This window comes from Streptomyces sp. NPDC043952, assembly GCF_056435325.1.
The window spans coordinates 179,946-196,379 of the sequence record NZ_JBWKES010000009.1; the positions used below are offsets into that span (position 1 = coordinate 179,946).

The window sequence follows — 16,434 nt, forward strand, 5'->3', positions numbered from 1 at the left end:
CGAAGGCGGGCGTACTGAGGCCGACTTGTTCAGACAAGTTTGTCGAGCGGGTTCGCAAACCCCCGTAGCACCTCACCCCCGTGCTTCCCCTGGAGAGACCGTGAAGTTGTCCCTGCCGAGAAACGCCGTGCTCGGCGGCTCCCTCGCCGTCGTCGCCGCGCTCGCGCTGAGCGCCTGCGGCGCCGCCCCCGACAACGCGTCGACCACCACCAAGGACGGCAAGAGCGCCGCCACCGCCGCCTCCGCGGCCGACTTCGGCGGCATGGACGCCCTGGTCAAGGCGGCCAAGAAGGAAGGGTCGCTGCACATCATCGCGGTGCCCCGCGACTGGGCCAACTACGGCGCGATCATCGACGCCTTCCAGAAGAAGTACGGCATCAAGATCCAGGACGAGAGCCCCGACGGCTCCAGCCAGGACGAGATCAACGCCGTCACCTCCCGCAAGGGCCAGGACCGCGCCCCCGACGTCCTCGACCTCGGCAGCTCCTTCGCCCTCAGCGCCGCCCAGCAGGGACTGCTCGCCCCCTACAAGGTGACCTCCTTCGGCGACATCCCGGCCGGCCAGAAGGACCCGCAGGCCCGCTGGTACAACGACTACGGCGGCTACATCTCCATCGGCTGCGACGCGGGGCGCGTCAAGGTGTGCCCGACCACCTTCAAGGACCTGCTCAAGCCCCAGTACAAGGGCCAGGTCGCGCTCAACGGCAACCCCACCAAGTCCGGCTCGGCCTTCGGCGGCGTCTACGCGGCGGCGCTCGCGAACGGCGGCTCCTTCGACGACATCCAGCCCGGCCTGGACTTCTTCGCCAAGCTGAAGAAGAACGGCAACTACACGCCGGTCGAGTCCACCCCGGCCACCGTGGAGAAGGGCGAGACCCCGATCTCCATCGACTGGGACTACCTGAACGCCGGTTACGCCGACGAGTTCAAGTCCAAGGGCCTCGACTGGAAGGTCGTCGTCCCGAGCGACGGCCAGTACGCCCAGTACTACTCCCAGGCCATCACCAAGGACGCCCCGCACCCCGCGGCCGCCCGCCTGTGGCAGGAGTTCCTGTACAGCACCGAGGGCCAGAACCTGTGGCTCAAGGGCTACGCGCGCCCGGCCCTGATGACCTCCATGGAGTCGGCCGGCACCCTCGACAAGACGGCCGCCGCCAAGCTGCCCAAGGTCACCGGGACGGCGTCCTTCCCGACCGAGGCCGAGCAGAGCAAGGCCAAGACGGTCATCGCCCAGGGCTGGGGTAAGGCCGTCTCCGGATGACCACCGCCCTGCCCCGTACGGACGTGGTGCCCGTCGCTTCGGCGAAGCGGCGGCGCCGCGCCCCCGGCTGGCTGGCCGTGCTGCCGCTGCTGGTCTTCACCGCCATCGCCTTCGGCCTGCCCGCCCTCGCGATCCTCGACGGCGCCTTCACCACGAAGGACCCCACCACCGGCGCCACTTCCTACACCGGCGCCAACATGACGGCCTCGCTGCACGGCGCGTACCTCACCGCCCTGCTCGGCAGCGTCAAGCTGTCCGCGGTCTCCGCCGTGCTCGGCGCCCTGTTCGGGCTGCCGCTCGCCCAGGCCGTGGCGAGCTCCCGCTCCCGCGCGCTGCGCGAGGCCGTGCTGACCGCCTCCGGGGTGCTCGCCAACTTCGGCGGCGTCCCGCTCGCCTTCGCCTTCGTCGCCACCCTCGGCAACGCGGGCGTGCTCACCCTGCACCTCGGCCTCAAGGACAGCGGCTGGGACCTGTACAGCTTCTGGGGCCTGGTCCTCGTCTACCTGTACTTCCTCATCCCGCTGATGGTCCTCACCATCACCCCCGCCCTCGACGGCCTGCGCGCCCAGTGGCGGGAGGCCGCGCTGAACAACGGCGCCACCGGCGTGCAGTACTGGCGGCACGTGGCCCTGCCCGTGCTCGCGCCCTCCCTGCTCGGCGGGTTCGTGCTGCTGTTCGGCAGCGCCTTCGCCGCCTACGCCACCGCCGCCGCGATGGTCGGCAGCGCGGTACCGCTGGTCACCCTCCAGATCGCCGACGCCCTGTCCGGCAACGTCCTGGTCGGGCAGGAGAACGTCGCCCTCGCCCTCAGCCTCGACATGGTCCTGGTGGCCGGCCTGGTGATGGCCGTGTACCTGCCCCTGCAACGCCGGAGCGCCCGATGGCTCGACGCCTGACCCCCTGGCGGTGGGCCGTCCTCGGCCTCGCCGCCCTGTACTTCCTGGTCCCGCTCGCCGCCTCCGTGGTCTTCACGGTGGACGACCCCGACGGCATCAGCTTCGACGCCTACACCAGGATCCTCTCCACCGGCGGCTTCGTCTCCAGCCTGCTGCTGTCGCTGGAACTGGCCGTGGCCACCATCGTGGTCGTGCTGCTGCTGATGGTGCCCGCCGTGGTCGCCCTGCGGCTCGGCGCGCCCCGGCTGCGGCCCGTGGTCGAGGTGGTCTGCTCGCTGCCGCTGGTGGTGCCGCCCATCGCGTTCGTCGCGGGCATCGTCACCGTGCTCAAGTGGGGCCCGGACCATCTGTCCCGGACCCCGCTGTTCCAGACCTTCGTGGCGATCCAGAACCCCAGCTTCCCCGTCGTCCTGGTCCTCGCCTACGTCGTGATGGCGCTGCCCTTCGTGTACCGGGCGCTGGACGCGGGCCTGCGCGCCATCGACGTGCGCACCCTGGTGGAGGCCGCCCGCAGCTGCGGCGCCTCCTGGCCCAAGGCGCTGGTGCGGGCCGTCCTGCCCAATCTGCGCGGGGCGCTGCTGAACGCCGCCTTCCTCACGCTGGCGCTGGTCCTCGGCGAGTTCACCGTCGCCCAGCTGCTCGGCTACCAGCCCTTCGCCGTATGGATCTACAACGTCGGCAGCGACCAGGCCCAGATGTCCGTCGCCGTGTCCGTGCTCAGCCTGCTCGTCACCTGGGCCCTGCTCCTCGCGCTCGCCGGCGTCGGCGGCGGACGCAACCGAACCGCTCCTTCCCGGGGATGACCAACACACCATGACCGCCACCACACTTGAGAAGCCCGCCACCGAGCAGGCCGCGACCGTCGAATTCCGGGGCCTGCGCCGCGAGTTCGGCGCCACCGTCGCCCTCGACGGGCTCGACCTCACCGTCCGCCCCGGTGAGTTCCTGGCCCTGCTCGGCCCCTCCGGCTGCGGCAAGACCACCGCCCTGCGCATGCTCGCCGGGTTCGAACACCCCGACTCCGGCGCGGTACTGGTCGACGGCCGGGACATCACCCATGTGCCGGCCCACCGCCGCGACGCCGGGATGGTCTTCCAGTCGTACAGCCTCTTCCCGCATCTCAGCGCCGTCGACAACGTGGCCTTCGGGCTGCGTATGCGGGGCGTCCGTACGGCCGAACGCCGGACCAGGGCCGACGAGTTGCTGGAACTGGTCGGCCTCGGCGACAAGGGGGAGCGGTTCCCGCACCAGCTCTCCGGCGGCCAGCAGCAGCGCATCGCGCTCGCCCGCGCCCTCGCCCTGCGCCCCCGCGTGCTGCTGCTCGACGAGCCGCTGTCCGCCCTGGACGCCAAGGTCCGGCTGAGCCTGCGCGAGGAGATCCGCCGGCTCCAGCAGGAACTCGGCATCACCACCCTCTTCGTCACCCACGACCAGGAGGAGGCCCTGTCGATCGCCGACCGGGTCGCCGTGATGCGCGCCGGCCGGCTCGAACAGTGCGCGGAGCCCGCCGAGTTGTACGGCCGCCCCGCCACCGCCTTCGTCGCCGAGTTCGTCGGCACCATGAGCCGCGTCCCCGGCGAGCTGAAGGACGGCACCGTCGAGGTGCTCGGGCAGCGCCTGCCCGCCGACGGCGACGCGCCGGACGGCACGGTGGACGTCCTGGTACGGCCCGAGAACCTGCGGGTACGCGCCGACGAGCAGGGCGGCGGCCGGGTCGTCGCCACCGCCTTCCTCGGCGCGGTCGTCCGGCTCACCGTCCAGCTCGCCGACGGCACCGAGGCCAAGGCCGACCTGCCCGCGCACGAGGCCGCGGGCCTGGGCGCCGGCGCCGCCGTCACCGCCTCGCTGCCGGAACGCCCCGTGCTCGTGGCCCCCCGCACCGAGAACTGAGGACAGACATCCACGTGACCACCCCCCACACCTCCCGACTCCCGCTCCAGGCAGTCCTGTTCGACATGGACGGCACGCTCGTGGACACCGAGCACCTGTGGTGGGAGGCGGTCGCGGCGGTCGCCGGCCGGCCGCTGACCGAGGCCGACCAGCCGGACGTCCTCGGCCGCCCGGTGGAACACACCGCCGACTGGCTCGCCCGCACCACCGGGCGGCCGGCCGCGGACCTCGCCGCCGGGCTCCACCGCGCGTTCGCCGACCGGGTCCGCACCGAGATCGTGCCCCGCCCCGGCGCCCTCGCCCTGCTGGACGCCCTCGCCGCCGAGGGCGTCCCGGCCGCGCTGGTCACCGCGTCCCCGCGCGCGGTCGCCGACCTCGTCATCGAGGCCCTCGGGGCGTACCGGTTCGCCCTCTCCATCACGGCCGACGACACCGCCCGCACCAAGCCCGACCCCGAGCCGTACCTCGCCGCCTGCCGCGCCCTCGGCGTCGAGCCGGCCGCCTGCGTGGCCGTCGAGGACACCGCGACCGGAGTGGCCTCCGCCGAGGCCGCCGGGTGCGCGGTGCTCGCCGTGCCCTCCCTCGCCCCGATCGGCGCCGCGCCCGGCCGCACCGTGCGGGACAGCCTCGCCGGGGTCACCGTCGGGGAGCTGAGCGCCATGACCGCGCCCGCGCTGACCATCCTGAGCTGGAACCTGTGGCTCGGCGGCGCGAAGGTGGACGACCACCGGGCCAAGCAGGTCAGGGTGATCCGGGACAGCGGCGCCGACGTCGTCGGGCTCCAGGAGACCGCCGGCACCGCCGCTCGGGAGCTGGCCGAGGCCCTCGGCTGGCACCACCACCGGGCCGGGGAGAACCTCGGCATCATCAGCCGCCACCCGATCACCGCCCGCTTCGGCGACCCGGACGTCGGCTTCTACGGCGCCGCGGGCGTCCGCGTCCAGGTCGCCCCCGGCCGCGCGGTCGACGTATGGACCGCGCATCTGTACTACACCCCCTACGGGCCCTACGAGTCCGCCTTCGACGGGCTGCCGGCGGCCGGGCTGATCGCCCACGAGGAGCTGCGGCTCGCCCAGCTGCGGGACGCGCTGGAGCGGATCGGGAAGGCGTCCGAGGCGAGCGTCCCGGTCGTCCTCACCGGCGACTTCAACTGCCCCTCCCACCTGGACTGGCCCGACGTGGCCTGGCCGGTGACCAGGGCCGCCGAGGAGGCGGGGTTCGCCGACGCCTACCGGCAGGCCCATCCCGATCCCGTCGCGGCCCCCGGACACACCTGGTCGCCGATCCACCCGGTGCACGAGGACGGCAGCGGCCGGGCCGAGCCGCAGGACCGGATCGATTACGTGCTGCACCGGGGCCTGACCGTCCGGGACGCGCGCACCGTCGTCACCGGGAACCCCCGCCCCTGGCCGGACGTGGCCGGAAACGAGTGGCCCTCCGACCATGCCGCGGTCCTCGCGCGCTTTGTGTCTCCTGTGAGCTGACCTGGGGTTACCGGCGGTCGCCGTTGCGGTGCGTGGTGACCGTCCCGTAGGTTGTGCGGGCTCTCTACTGACTGGTAATACCGGTAGGTCCTCCCATGCGCTGGCCCCTTGGCCGTCCCACCACCGTCCGCACCCGGATCGTGGCGCTCGCGCTCGCACCGGCCATCGCGCTGCTGGCCCTGTGGGGCTTCGCCATGGTGTCCGACACCGCGGAGCTGCGCGCGCTGATCCGGGTCCAGGGGGTGTACCACGACTTCGGCAGCCCCGTGGACACCGCCGTCGGGCAGATCCAGATCGAACGCCGGCTGTCCGCCGCCTACCTGGGCGCCGGCGGCCGGGACGCCGCGGGGGCGGGCCGGCTGCTCGGCCAGCAGCGCCGTACCGATCAGGCGGTCGACGCCATGCGGCAGGCGATCCGCGGCGGCGACCGGAGCCGGCTCACGGCGCGCCAGCGGCAGTCGCTGGACGCCATGGTGACGGCCACCGGCAGGCTGGACGGGCTGCGCCAGCGCGTGCTCACCCGGCAGATCCGCTGGGACCAGGCGGTCGAGCAGTACAGCGCGCTGGTGGAGCCCGCCTTCGATGTGCAGACCACGCTGACCGCGCTCCAGGCCGGACAGCTCGCCCGCGAGTCCGGGACCGTCGTCGAGCTGGTCCGGGTGCGCGAGTTCGTCTCCCGCGAGGACGCGCTGGTCGCCGGGGCGCGGGCGGCGGGCACCGCGCTGACTCCCGGCCAGTACACCGCGCTCACCCAGACCATCGAGGACCGGCGGGTCTTCCAGCAGACCTATGTGCCCGACCTGCCCGCCGACTCGCGCGCCCTGTTCGAGAAGTTCCAGCAGGGCGCCCTGTACCGCTCGCTGAACCAGGGCGAGGACGCGCTGCTGCGGGCCGGGGCGGGCGGGGCGGCGCAGGCGGTCGCGGCGGACAGCTGGCGCTCGACCGTGGACCGGATCGTGCGGCAGTACCGCGACCTGTGCGTCGCGGCCGCCGACGACTCCGCCGCGCGCGGACGGGCGTTCGCCTACCAGGAGCTGACCCGCGCGGCGATCGCCGGTGGCGCGGGACTGGTCGTCGCGGGGCTGTCGCTGTGGTTCGCGGTGCGCGGCGCCCGGCGCATCTCGCGCCGCCTGGAGGCCCTGCGGGACGCCGCCGATGTGCTGGCCGCCCGGCAACTCCCCGACGTGATGCGCCGCTTGAGCGCCGGTGAGGAGGTGGACGCGGCGGCCGAGGCGCCGCCGCTCGCCGCCGCCGGGGGCCGCGACGACGAGATCGGGCAGGTCGGTCGGTCCTTCAACACCGCGCGGCTGGCCGCGGTCGAGGCCGCGGTGCGGCAGGCGACGCTCCGCCGGGGGCTGTTCGCGGTGCTGCTCAACATCGCGCGCCGCAACCAGGCGCTGGTGCACCGGCAGTTGAAGCTCGTGGACACGCTGGAGCGGCGCACCGAGGACCCCGACATCCTGCGCGAGCTGTTCCGCATCGACCATCTCACCACCCGGATGCGGCGGCACGCGGAGAGTCTGATCATCCTCTCCGGCTCGGCGCCCGGCCGCCGTTGGCGCCGCCCGGTGCCCATCGCGCAGGTCGTCGCCTCGGCGGTCGGCGAGATCGAGGACTACGCGCGGGTGGTGGTGCCGCCGATGCCGGACACCGGGATCGCGGCGGACGCGGTCGCCGACGTCGTCCACCTCTTCGCCGAACTCCTGGAGAACGCCACGGTGTTCTCGCCGCCGCACACCGAGGTGACGCTGCGCACCGGGCGGGCCGGCGGCGGCTTCGTGCTGGAGATCGACGACCGCGGGCTCGGCCTGGACGCCGAGGCCCGTGCCCACGCCGAGCGCACCCTCACCGACCCGGACGCCTTCGACCCCACCCGCCACGACCGCCTCGGCCTCTACGTCGTCGGCCGCCTCGCCGCCCGCCACGGCATCGACGTCAGCCTCCGGGACTCCCCGTACGGGGGTACGACGGCGGTGGTGCTGCTGCCGGACACGATCCTGGCGGCGACCGGCGGCACGGACCCGCGCCCGGCGCCCGAACCGACGGCCGCGCCGGCGGGGGCACTGTCCGGGCCCGGCGGAGTCCGCGTCCCGCTGCCGCCCGAGCAGCACGGCGGGGTACGACCGCTGCCGCCCGAGGCGCGCAGTGAGGTACGGTCGCTGCCGCACAGTGAGCACGGCGAGGTACGACCGCTGCCGTCCCGGCGCAGGAACGATCCTGCGGGAAGCAGCGCGGCGGCATCCGGCCCGCGGCCGACCGGGGGGTCCGGTGCGTCCGGGGCCGACGCCGGCCGGCAGAAGCCGTCCGAGCAGCCGGGTAGGCATGGGTCCGGTGCCGCGTGGGACGTGGCGTCCGAGTCCCTGCCGTCGAGGAAAAGGCCGGGCACGACCGAGTCCGGGGCCGGGCCGGGGGCGTCGTCGTCCGAGGCCGAAGACTCCCGGCAGGCTCCGTCGGATGCCGGGACCCCGTGGCCGATGTCCTCCCGAGCCGGCGACCCCGCGCACACGCCCTCGCCGCCCGATGCCCCGGCGCAGGCCGGTCTCTCCCGGTCCGCGCGGCCCGAGCCCTTGCCTCCCCGGAGGCCCGGCCGGTCCGAGTCCGCCACCCCCTGGCAAGCACCGCACGCTTCCGCGCCCACCTCCGTACCCGGCACCCCCCACGCCGTACCCGGCACCCCTGTACCTCCGCCCGCCGGCGCCCCCGCGATCTCCCAGCCCCCACCCCTCCCGACGAGGCGCCCCGCCACCCGCGAGGGCAACGCCCCGCATGAGGCCATCGCCCCGCACGGGACCGGGGCCCCGCGCGAGGCCGCCGCCCCGCACGAGACCGGCGCCAGTCGCGAAACCGGCACCCCCCACGAGACCGGCGCCCCGCATGGCGGCTCCGTCCCCGCCCTTCCCACCCGCGTCCGTCAGGCCTCCCTCGCCCGGCAGTTGCGGGAGGAGCCGCGGGAGCAGGCGGAGGGCGGGCGGCGGGAGGTGGATGCCGAGGAGATGCGGGCGATCTTCGGGGCCTTTCAGCGGGGGCTCGACCAGGGGCGCAAGGGAATGCCCACGCGGCCCGGCGACCATGCCGACGACACCGTGAACACCGTGAACACCCACGTCGACGAAGGGACGGACACCGACGATGCACGGTGACGACCAGATGCCTGACCGGCCCGCCGCACCCACCGCACCCGCCGGAACCCCCGGCACGGACCTCGGCTGGCTGCTGGACGACCTCGTGGCACGCACCGACCACGTCCGCCAGGCCGTGCTGCTCACCGCCGACGGCCTCGCACTGAGCAGCTCCGAGGGCATGCCCCGGCAGGACATCGAGCACCTGGCCGCCGTCTGCTCCGGCTTCCACGGCCTCGCCCGTTCCGCGGGGGAGCGGTTCGCCGCCGGCCGGGTGCGGCAGACCATGGTGATGCTGGACGAGGCCTACCTGTTCATCACCCCGGCCGGACACGGCAGCCGGCTCGCCGTGCTCAGCGAGGCCGGTACCGACGTCGGCCAACTCGCCCACGAGATGGCTTTGCTGGTCCGCCGCCTCGGCAGCCACCTGGACGCGGCAGCCCGTGCCACCCCATGATCCCGCCGTGAGCGACGAGCACTGGTACGAGGACGAGACCGGGTCGATGGTGCGGCCGTACACCGTGACCCGAGGCCGTACCCGGCCCTCGGACCGGCATTCCATCGACCTGATGTCGCGGGTCACCGCCCTGGAGCCGGCGGACGCCGCCGCGGCCGGCGTCGATCACGCGAGCGCCGCCCTGCTGGACCTGGTGCGACGCGGCCCGCGCCCGGTCGCCGAGCTGGCCGCCGACGCCGACCTGCCCCTGACCGTGGTGCGCGTGCTGCTCGGCGACCTGGCCGAGGCGGGCCTGGTCCGCATCACCGCGCCCCGCCGGGACCCGGCCGGCGGCCCCACCGCCGATCCCGCACTGCTGCGGGAGATCGTCGACCGGCTGCGCGACTTCTAGTCTTTGTAACAGCCATGTAGGGGACCGGTGCAGGCCGGAACCCCCGTTCCACCCCGCCTGTCTCAGGGAACAGCACGTCAGCCGTACCTCTAAGGGGAATCATGCGCGTCCAGAAGATCTCGCTGCTCGTCGTCGCCCTCGCCGCGGGCCTGTCGCTCACCGCGTGCGGGAGCAGCGACAACCATTCCGGCGGCAGCGACTCCTCCTCGCCGGGCAGCACCGCCTCGGACACCTCGGGCACCCAGGGCTCCGGCGGCAGCGGCGGCTCGACGGGCTCCACCGGCTCCACGGGCACCGGCTCCAGCGGCTCCGGCTCGACCGGCCAGAACGGCGGCCAGTCCAGCTCCGCGCACGGCCCCACCGGCTCCGGCCGCGCCTCCGGTGCCGGCTGCACCACCGACCACCTCTCCTTCAGCACCTCCGGGGGCATGGGCGAGGGCGAGCTGATCGTCAACATGAAGAACACCGGCTCGGCCAACTGCACCCTGCACGGCTTCCCGGGCGTCGACCTGAAGAGCAAGGACGGCACGGTCAGCGCCTCCCGCAGCAAGCTCGCCGCCCCCACCGTCACCCTCCAGCCGGGCGCCGAGACCCGCTTCACCCTGCACTACCAGCCGAACAACTCCGGCGGCTCCGGCGAGACCTTCACCCAGCTCGTCGTCACCCCGCCGAACGAGACCCACTCCACGACCCTGAACGCCGGGATCAACGTCCCCGTCACCGAGAGCGGCCCCGACATCACCGTCGACCCGGTCGGCACCGGCAAGTAACGCGGGCCCCGACGCGCACGGGGGCGCCCGCACAGCGCCCCCGGACCGCATCCCGCCGGGGGCACGCAACGAATCGCCGCCGCATCCCCCGCGCACGCAACGAACCGCGCACCGGCGCGCAACGGCTGCTCCTTGTCCCGCCGCGCGCGCCGACCGTACCGTCTATCTGACCCCGAACCCCCTCCGTGACCGGTGAGGTAGACGCATGCGCACCGCCCTGCTCCAGAGCTCCGGCCGCCCCGGCTCCGTCGCCGAGAACCTGCGGGTTCTGGACGAGGCCGCGGGCCGGGCCGCGGCCGCGGGCGCCGCACTGCTGACCGCGCCCGAGATGTTCCTCACCGGCTACGCGATCGGCGACGACATCGGCCGCCTCGCCGAGCCCGCCGACGGCGCCTGCGCCGCCGCGATCAGCGAGAGTGCCGTCCGGCACGGCCTCGCCATCGCCTACGGCTACCCCGAGCGCGACGGCGACACGGTCTACAACTCCGCCCAGCTGATCTCCGCCGACGGCACCCGGCTCGCGAACTACCGCAAGACCCACCTCTTCGGCTGCTTCGAGCGCGACCACTTCACGCCGGGCGAGCACCAGGTCGTCCAGGCCGAGCTGAACGGCCTCACCGTCGGCCTGCTGATCTGCTACGACGTCGAGTTCCCGGAGAACGTCCGGGCCCACGCCCTGGCCGGCACCGACCTGCTGCTGGTCCCGACCGCCCAGATGCACCCGTACCAGTTCGTCGCCGAGTCGATGATCCCGGTGCGCGCCTTCGAGAACCAGATGTACGTCGCGTACGTCAACCGGGTCGGCCAGGAAGGGGAGTTCGAGTTCGTCGGCCTCTCCGTCCTCGCCGGCCCCGACGGCGTCGCCCGGACCCGTGCGGGCCGCGCCGAGCAGCTGGTGTTCGCCGACGCCGACCCGGCCTTCCTGGCCGCCTCCCGCGCGGCCAACCCCTACCTGGCGGACCGTCGTCCGGGCCTCTACGGCTCGCTGACCTGACGCACCGTCAACTCGCCTGACTTCACCCTCAGTTCTTCCGTGCAAGGAGTCCGTACCCCATGACGTCCACGGTGCCCACCGCCGTCGAGCACACCGACGGGCAGCAGCCGCCGATCACCATGTTCGGCCCGGACTTCCCCTACGCCTACGACGACTACCTCGCCCACCCGGCGGGCCTCGGCCAGATCCCGGCGACCGAGCACGGCACCGAGGTCGCCGTCATCGGCGGCGGTCTCTCCGGTCTCGTCGCCGCCTACGAGCTGATGAAGATGGGCCTCAAGCCCGTCGTCTACGAGGCCGACCAGCTCGGCGGCCGGCTGCGCACCGTCGGCTTCGAGGGCTGCGACGAGGAACTGAACTGCGAGCTGGGCGCGATGCGCTTCCCGCCCTCCTCCACCGCCCTCCAGCACTACATCGACCTGGTCGGCCTCACCACCCGGCCGTTCCCCAACCCGCTGGCCGAGGCGACCCCGTCGACCGTCGTGGACCTCAAGGGCGAGTCGCACTACGCGGTCACCGTCGACGACCTGCCCCAGGTGTACCGGGACGTCGCCGACGCCTGGAACAGGTGCCTCGAAGAGGGCGCCGACTTCTCCGACATGAACCGCGCCATGCGCGAGCGGGACGTGCCGCGCATCCGCGAGATCTGGGCGAAGCTGGTCGAGAAGCTCGACAACCAGACCTTCTACGGCTTCCTGTGCGACTCCGAGGCCTTCAAGTCCTTCCGGCACCGCGAGATCTTCGGCCAGGTCGGCTTCGGCACCGGCGGCTGGGACACCGACTTCCCGAACTCCATCCTGGAGATCCTGCGCGTCGTCTACACCGAGGCCGACGACCACCACCGCGGCATCGTCGGCGGCTCCCAGCAGCTGCCGCTGCGCCTGTGGGAGCGCGAGCCGGAGAAGATCGTCCACTGGCCTTACGGCACCTCGCTCAGCTCCCTGCACGCGAACGGCGAGCCGCGCCCGGCCGTGACCCGGCTGCACCGCACCGCGGGCAACCAGATCACCGTGACGGACGCGCGCGGCGACATCCGCACCTACAAGGCGGCGATCTTCACCGCCCAGTCCTGGATGCTGCTGTCCAAGATCGCCTGCGACGACTCGCTGTTCCCGATCGACCACTGGACCGCGATCGAGCGCACCCACTACATGGAGTCCAGCAAGCTGTTCGTCCCCGTGGACCGGCCGTTCTGGCTGGACAAGGACGAGCGGACCGGCCGGGACGTCATGTCGATGACCCTCACCGACCGGATGACGCGCGGGACCTACCTGCTCGACAACGGCCCGGACAAGCCCGCCGTGATCTGCCTGTCGTACACCTGGTGCGACGACAGCCTGAAGTGGCTGCCGCTGTCCGCGAACGAGCGGATGGAGGTCATGCTGAACTCGCTCGGCGAGATCTACCCGAACGTCGACATCCGCAAGCACATCATCGGCAACCCGGTGACCGTCTCCTGGGAGAACGAGCCCTACTTCATGGGCGCGTTCAAGGCCAACCTGCCCGGCCACTACCGCTACCAGCGGCGCCTGTTCACGCACTTCATGCAGGACCGGCTGCCCGCCGACAAGCGGGGCATCTTCCTCGCCGGCGACGACATCTCCTGGACGGCCGGCTGGGCCGAGGGCGCCGTCCAGACCGCGCTGAACGCGGTCTGGGGCGTCATGCGCCACTTCGGCGGCGAGACCGACCCGACCAACCCCGGTCCGGGCGACGTCTACGACGAGATCGCCCCGGTGGAGCTGCCGGAGGACTGACCGGACACGGGCACGGGGCGGCGGGGCGCGGGCGGCCGGTCAGACTCCGGCCGCCCGCGCCTTCTCGAACACCTCGGCGGCGATGTCCGTCAGCTCCGCCGCGTCCCGTGCGGTGCCCTGGAGGTCGAGCAGGATCTCCGCCAGGCCGATCTCCGCGTACTCCACCAGGTCCCGCACGATCTGGTCGGTGCTGCCCTGGAAGGGGCGGCGGTCGGCGCCCTCGTACGGCTTGCGGCACGGCTCGGCGTTCACCCGCAGCACCGTGCGGATCGGCTCCGTACGGCCCCGCGCCTCGGCCAGTTCGCGCAGCCGCCGCCACTGCTCGGCCACCCGAACGCCGCCCATGGCCACCGGCAGCCAGCCGTCGGCCTTGTCGACCAGGCGCCGCCAGGAGCGCGGGTTGCCCGCGGCCAGCAGGATCGGGATCGGGCGGGCCGGCTTGGGCCCGACCACGGCCGGCGCGATCTTCGCCAGGGGGCCGTCGTGGACGACCGGGTCCGGGCCCCACACCGCGCGGCACACGTCGATGACCTCCTCCAGCACCGCCCCGCGCTCCGCGAAGGGCCGGACGCCGGAGGCCGCGTACTCGTCCAGCGACCAGCCGGTGCCCAGGCCCGCCAGCACCCGGCCGCCGCTCGCCGCGTCGAGCGAGGCCAGCGCCCTGGCCAGCTGGAACGGCAGATGCAGCGGCGCCACCAGCACGCTGGTGCCCAGCTCCGCGCGCTCGGTGGCCGCCGCGGCGAGGATGAGGGTGACCAGCGGCTCCGCCACCGACCGGTACTGGTCGGGCCAGGGCGAGCCGTCGATGCCGTACAAGCCCTGGGTGGCGGGCTCCGGGAACAGGGCCCGCTCGAAGACCCACAGACTGTCGTAGCCGATCCGCTCGGCGGCGCGGGCCACCGCCGGGACGTCCCTGCCGATCGAGAACTGCCGCATCTGGGGAAGACCGAGTCCGAGCCGGGTCGCCATGGCGTAGCTCCTTCGTAGCCGGGATCTTTCCGTGCCGGGATCTCTCAGTGCGTGAGCGGCGTCAGCAGCATCCTGCCCGCGAACCCCACCGCCGCGTCCAGCCGTACGGCGAACTCCTCGGCGATGTCCGGGCTGTGCCGCAGCGCCCACAGGGCCCGCGCCGCCGCCCAGGCCGCGTCGCGGGCGCGCTCCAGGCTCCAGGCGCTCAGCAGATGGGTGAGCGGATCGGCGAGCTGGAGCAGGTCGGGGCCCGGCATCAGATCCTCGCGGACCCGTTCCTCCAGGGCCGTGAGGATCTCGCCGACCTGGTCGAACTCGTCGGCCAGATCGGCGGGTTCGCAGCCGACGGTGCGGCAGGCGTCCACCACGGCGAGCGCGAGGTCGTGCCCGATATGGGCGTTGACCCCGGCCAGCGCGAACTGGAGCGGGCGTACCTGGGGATGGCGGCGCAGCTGGAACAGCGGCCGCCAGCAGGCGGGCGGTCTCAGGTCCGCCTCGGCGGCGTCGACCGCGGAGAGGTACCGCTCGGCGAAGCGCACGTCCAGCGCCACGGCCGCCCGCGGATCGGGGAACTGCCCGGCGCCCAGGCGGCGGTCGATCTCCTCGGTGACGGTGAGGTACACGCGGTTGAACACGGCCACGCCGTCCCGCGCGGGCAGGACGGCGGCCAGGGCCCGCATCCGGGAGACCACGGCGTCGACGGGACCGGTGGCGCCGGCGGGGCCGATGACGGAGGACGACTGCGACATGGGGGAAGGGTCGCAGCCCGGAACCGGCCGGAGCGCCGACCGGCCCGGTGCGTCGCCGGAACGGGGGAACGGGTCCTCACGATCCGGTGGGAAAAGGGGACTTACGGCTGCGCGGGCGGGGAGTCCGGGTCGTAGCTGGAGGTGCCCTCGTCCAGCAGCGGCTGCTGCTTCTTGAGGTGGGCCGGGGCGAAGGCGCGCAGCGCGTGGTAGCCGGTGATGACGACCAGGGTGCCCAGCGCGATACCGCTGAGCGAGAAGTTGCTGGTGAACTTCATGCTGACGTTGCCCACGCCGATGATGATGCCCGCGGCGGCCGGCACCAGGTTCAGCGGATTGCGCAGGTCCACCTTGGCGTTCAGCCAGATCTGCGCGCCGAGCAGGCCGATCATGCCGTAGAGGATGACCGTGATCCCGCCGAGGACCCCGCCCGGAATGGCGGCCACGATCGCGCCGAACTTCGGGCACAGGCCGAACAGCAGGGCGAAGCCGGCCGCCGCCCAGTACGCGGCGGTGGAGTAGACGCGGGTCGCGGCCATCACGCCGATGTTCTCGGAGTAGGTGGTGTTCGGCGGGCCGCCCACCGCGGTGGACAGCATGGAGGCGACGCCGTCGGCCGAGATCGCCGTGCCCAGCTTGTCGTCCAGCGGGTCGCCGGTCATCTCGCCGACCGCCTTGACATGGCCCGCATTCTCCGCGACCAGCGCGATGACGACCGGCAGCGCGACCAGGATCGCCGACCACTGGAAGGACGGGCCGTGGAAGTGCGGCAGACCGATCCAGTCGGCCTTGGCCACGCCCGAGAGGTCCAGGCGCCAGTGGTCGGTCAGCTTGCCGTCGCCGCCCACGGAGTGGATCTTGCCGAAGATCCGGTCGAAGACCCAGGAGATGCCGTAGCCGAAGACCAGCCCGAGGAAGATCGCGATCCGGGACCAGAAGCCGCGCAGACACACCACCGCGAGCCCGGTGAACAGCATCACGAGCAGCGCCGTCCACTGGTCCTGCGGCCAGTAGGTGGAGGCGGTCACCGGGGCCAGGTTGAAGCCGATCAGCATCACGACCGCGCCGGTCACGATGGGCGGCATGGCCGCGTGGATGATCCGCGCCCCGAACCGCTGCACCGCGAGGCCCACCAGGAACAGCACGACACCGACGCACAGGGTGGCGCCGGTCACCGTGGCGCTCGTACCGCCCTGCGCCCGGATGACCGCGGCCACGCCCACGAAGGACAGCGAGCAGCCGAGGTAGCTGGGCACCCGGCCGCGGGTGGCGAGCAGGAAGATGACCGTGGCGACGCCGGACATCATGATCGACAGGTTGGGGTCCAGGCCCATCAGTACCGGCGCCACGAAGGAGGCGCCGAACATCGCGACCACGTGCTGGGCGCCGAGGCCCACCGTCCGGGGCCAGGTCAGCCGTTCGTCGGGCCGTACCACTGCTCCGGGCGCGGGGGTCTTCCCGTCACCGTGCAGTTTCCAGCGCACGCCGAGGTCCATGGTGGGGTTTCGCTTTCTGTGTTGCGTCCGGGCAGCCGAGGGGGCCGGGGGACAGGGGGTATCCGCACCATTGTCGCTGGTCGTCGGCGCGGACCGCGCACACCGCCCGCGCGGGGGTGTCCCGGAGGGCGTGCTGAGCGGTCGCTTAGTATGGAGGGCCGTACCTGCCGGGGACCGCCCCCGGCCCCTGCCCAGGAGCCCCGC

The 16,434-nt window shown here is 73.2% G+C and carries 14 protein-coding genes; 11 read left to right on the forward strand and 3 right to left on the reverse strand.

Features of this window, described 5'->3' with window-relative positions; all coding sequences use genetic code 11:
- The first annotated feature begins 100 nt into the window (after window positions 1–100).
- The 11 genes from AC069R_RS13685 to AC069R_RS13735 all read left to right on the forward strand — a co-directional run bounded on the left by AC069R_RS13685 (window position 101) and on the right by AC069R_RS13735 (window position 13,019).
- On the forward strand, window positions 101–1,261 hold the full coding sequence (locus AC069R_RS13685; protein WP_478767003.1) for an ABC transporter substrate-binding protein: 1,161 nt from the start codon (window positions 101–103) through the stop codon (window positions 1,259–1,261).
- Window positions 1,258–2,157, forward strand: coding sequence for an ABC transporter permease (locus AC069R_RS13690; protein ID WP_478767004.1), 900 nt, complete (start codon window positions 1,258–1,260; stop codon window positions 2,155–2,157). The genes AC069R_RS13685 and AC069R_RS13690 overlap by 4 nt, the downstream gene beginning before the upstream one ends.
- Window positions 2,142–2,960 (forward strand): ABC transporter permease, encoded by an 819-nt coding sequence (locus AC069R_RS13695; protein WP_478767005.1) that lies wholly within the window; start codon window positions 2,142–2,144, stop codon window positions 2,958–2,960. The genes AC069R_RS13690 and AC069R_RS13695 overlap by 16 nt, the downstream gene beginning before the upstream one ends.
- 10 nt (window positions 2,961–2,970) lie before the next feature.
- The gene (locus AC069R_RS13700; protein WP_478767006.1) at window positions 2,971–4,047 is read left to right on the forward strand and encodes an ABC transporter ATP-binding protein; all 1,077 of its coding nucleotides are present in this window, start codon (window positions 2,971–2,973) and stop codon (window positions 4,045–4,047) included.
- A gap of 14 nt (window positions 4,048–4,061) precedes the next feature.
- Window positions 4,062–5,531 (forward strand): HAD-IA family hydrolase, encoded by a 1,470-nt coding sequence (locus AC069R_RS13705; RefSeq protein ID WP_478767007.1) that lies wholly within the window; start codon window positions 4,062–4,064, stop codon window positions 5,529–5,531.
- Between the two features lie 95 nt (window positions 5,532–5,626).
- On the forward strand, window positions 5,627–8,671 hold the full coding sequence (locus AC069R_RS13710) for a sensor histidine kinase (protein ID WP_478767008.1): 3,045 nt from the start codon (window positions 5,627–5,629) through the stop codon (window positions 8,669–8,671).
- 7 nt (window positions 8,672–8,678) lie between these two features.
- The gene (locus AC069R_RS13715) at window positions 8,679–9,107 is read left to right on the forward strand and encodes a roadblock/LC7 domain-containing protein (RefSeq protein WP_478767009.1); all 429 of its coding nucleotides are present in this window, start codon (window positions 8,679–8,681) and stop codon (window positions 9,105–9,107) included.
- Window positions 9,108–9,114: 7 nt separating this feature from the next.
- A complete protein-coding gene (locus AC069R_RS13720; protein WP_478767010.1) occupies window positions 9,115–9,498 on the forward strand; it encodes a DUF742 domain-containing protein in 384 nt (127 codons plus the stop codon).
- A gap of 101 nt (window positions 9,499–9,599) precedes the next feature.
- Window positions 9,600–10,268, forward strand: coding sequence for a DUF4232 domain-containing protein (locus tag AC069R_RS13725; RefSeq protein WP_478767011.1), 669 nt, complete (start codon window positions 9,600–9,602; stop codon window positions 10,266–10,268).
- A gap of 205 nt (window positions 10,269–10,473) precedes the next feature.
- Window positions 10,474–11,262: a carbon-nitrogen hydrolase family protein gene (locus tag AC069R_RS13730; protein WP_478767012.1), complete on the forward strand. Its 789-nt coding sequence runs from the start codon at window positions 10,474–10,476 to the stop codon at window positions 11,260–11,262.
- A gap of 59 nt (window positions 11,263–11,321) precedes the next feature.
- Window positions 11,322–13,019: a flavin monoamine oxidase family protein gene (locus AC069R_RS13735; protein ID WP_478767013.1), complete on the forward strand. Its 1,698-nt coding sequence runs from the start codon at window positions 11,322–11,324 to the stop codon at window positions 13,017–13,019.
- Window positions 13,020–13,058: 39 nt separating this feature from the next.
- Here the strand turns inward: AC069R_RS13735 and AC069R_RS13740 are convergent, their stop codons facing one another.
- The 3 genes from AC069R_RS13740 to AC069R_RS13750 all read right to left on the reverse strand — a co-directional run bounded on the left by AC069R_RS13740 (window position 13,059) and on the right by AC069R_RS13750 (window position 16,230).
- Window positions 13,059–13,988 carry an LLM class F420-dependent oxidoreductase gene (locus AC069R_RS13740; protein WP_478767014.1) on the reverse strand — a complete coding sequence of 310 codons (930 nt, stop codon included), beginning with the start codon at window positions 13,986–13,988 and terminating at the stop codon, window positions 13,059–13,061.
- A 44-nt stretch (window positions 13,989–14,032) separates the two neighbouring features.
- Complete coding sequence (locus AC069R_RS13745; protein WP_478767015.1) at window positions 14,033–14,737, reverse strand: DUF5995 family protein; 705 nt, start codon at window positions 14,735–14,737, stop codon at window positions 14,033–14,035.
- A gap of 101 nt (window positions 14,738–14,838) precedes the next feature.
- Window positions 14,839–16,230, reverse strand: coding sequence for a uracil-xanthine permease family protein (locus tag AC069R_RS13750; RefSeq protein ID WP_478767016.1), 1,392 nt, complete (start codon window positions 16,228–16,230; stop codon window positions 14,839–14,841).
- Window positions 16,231–16,434 lie beyond the last annotated feature (204 nt).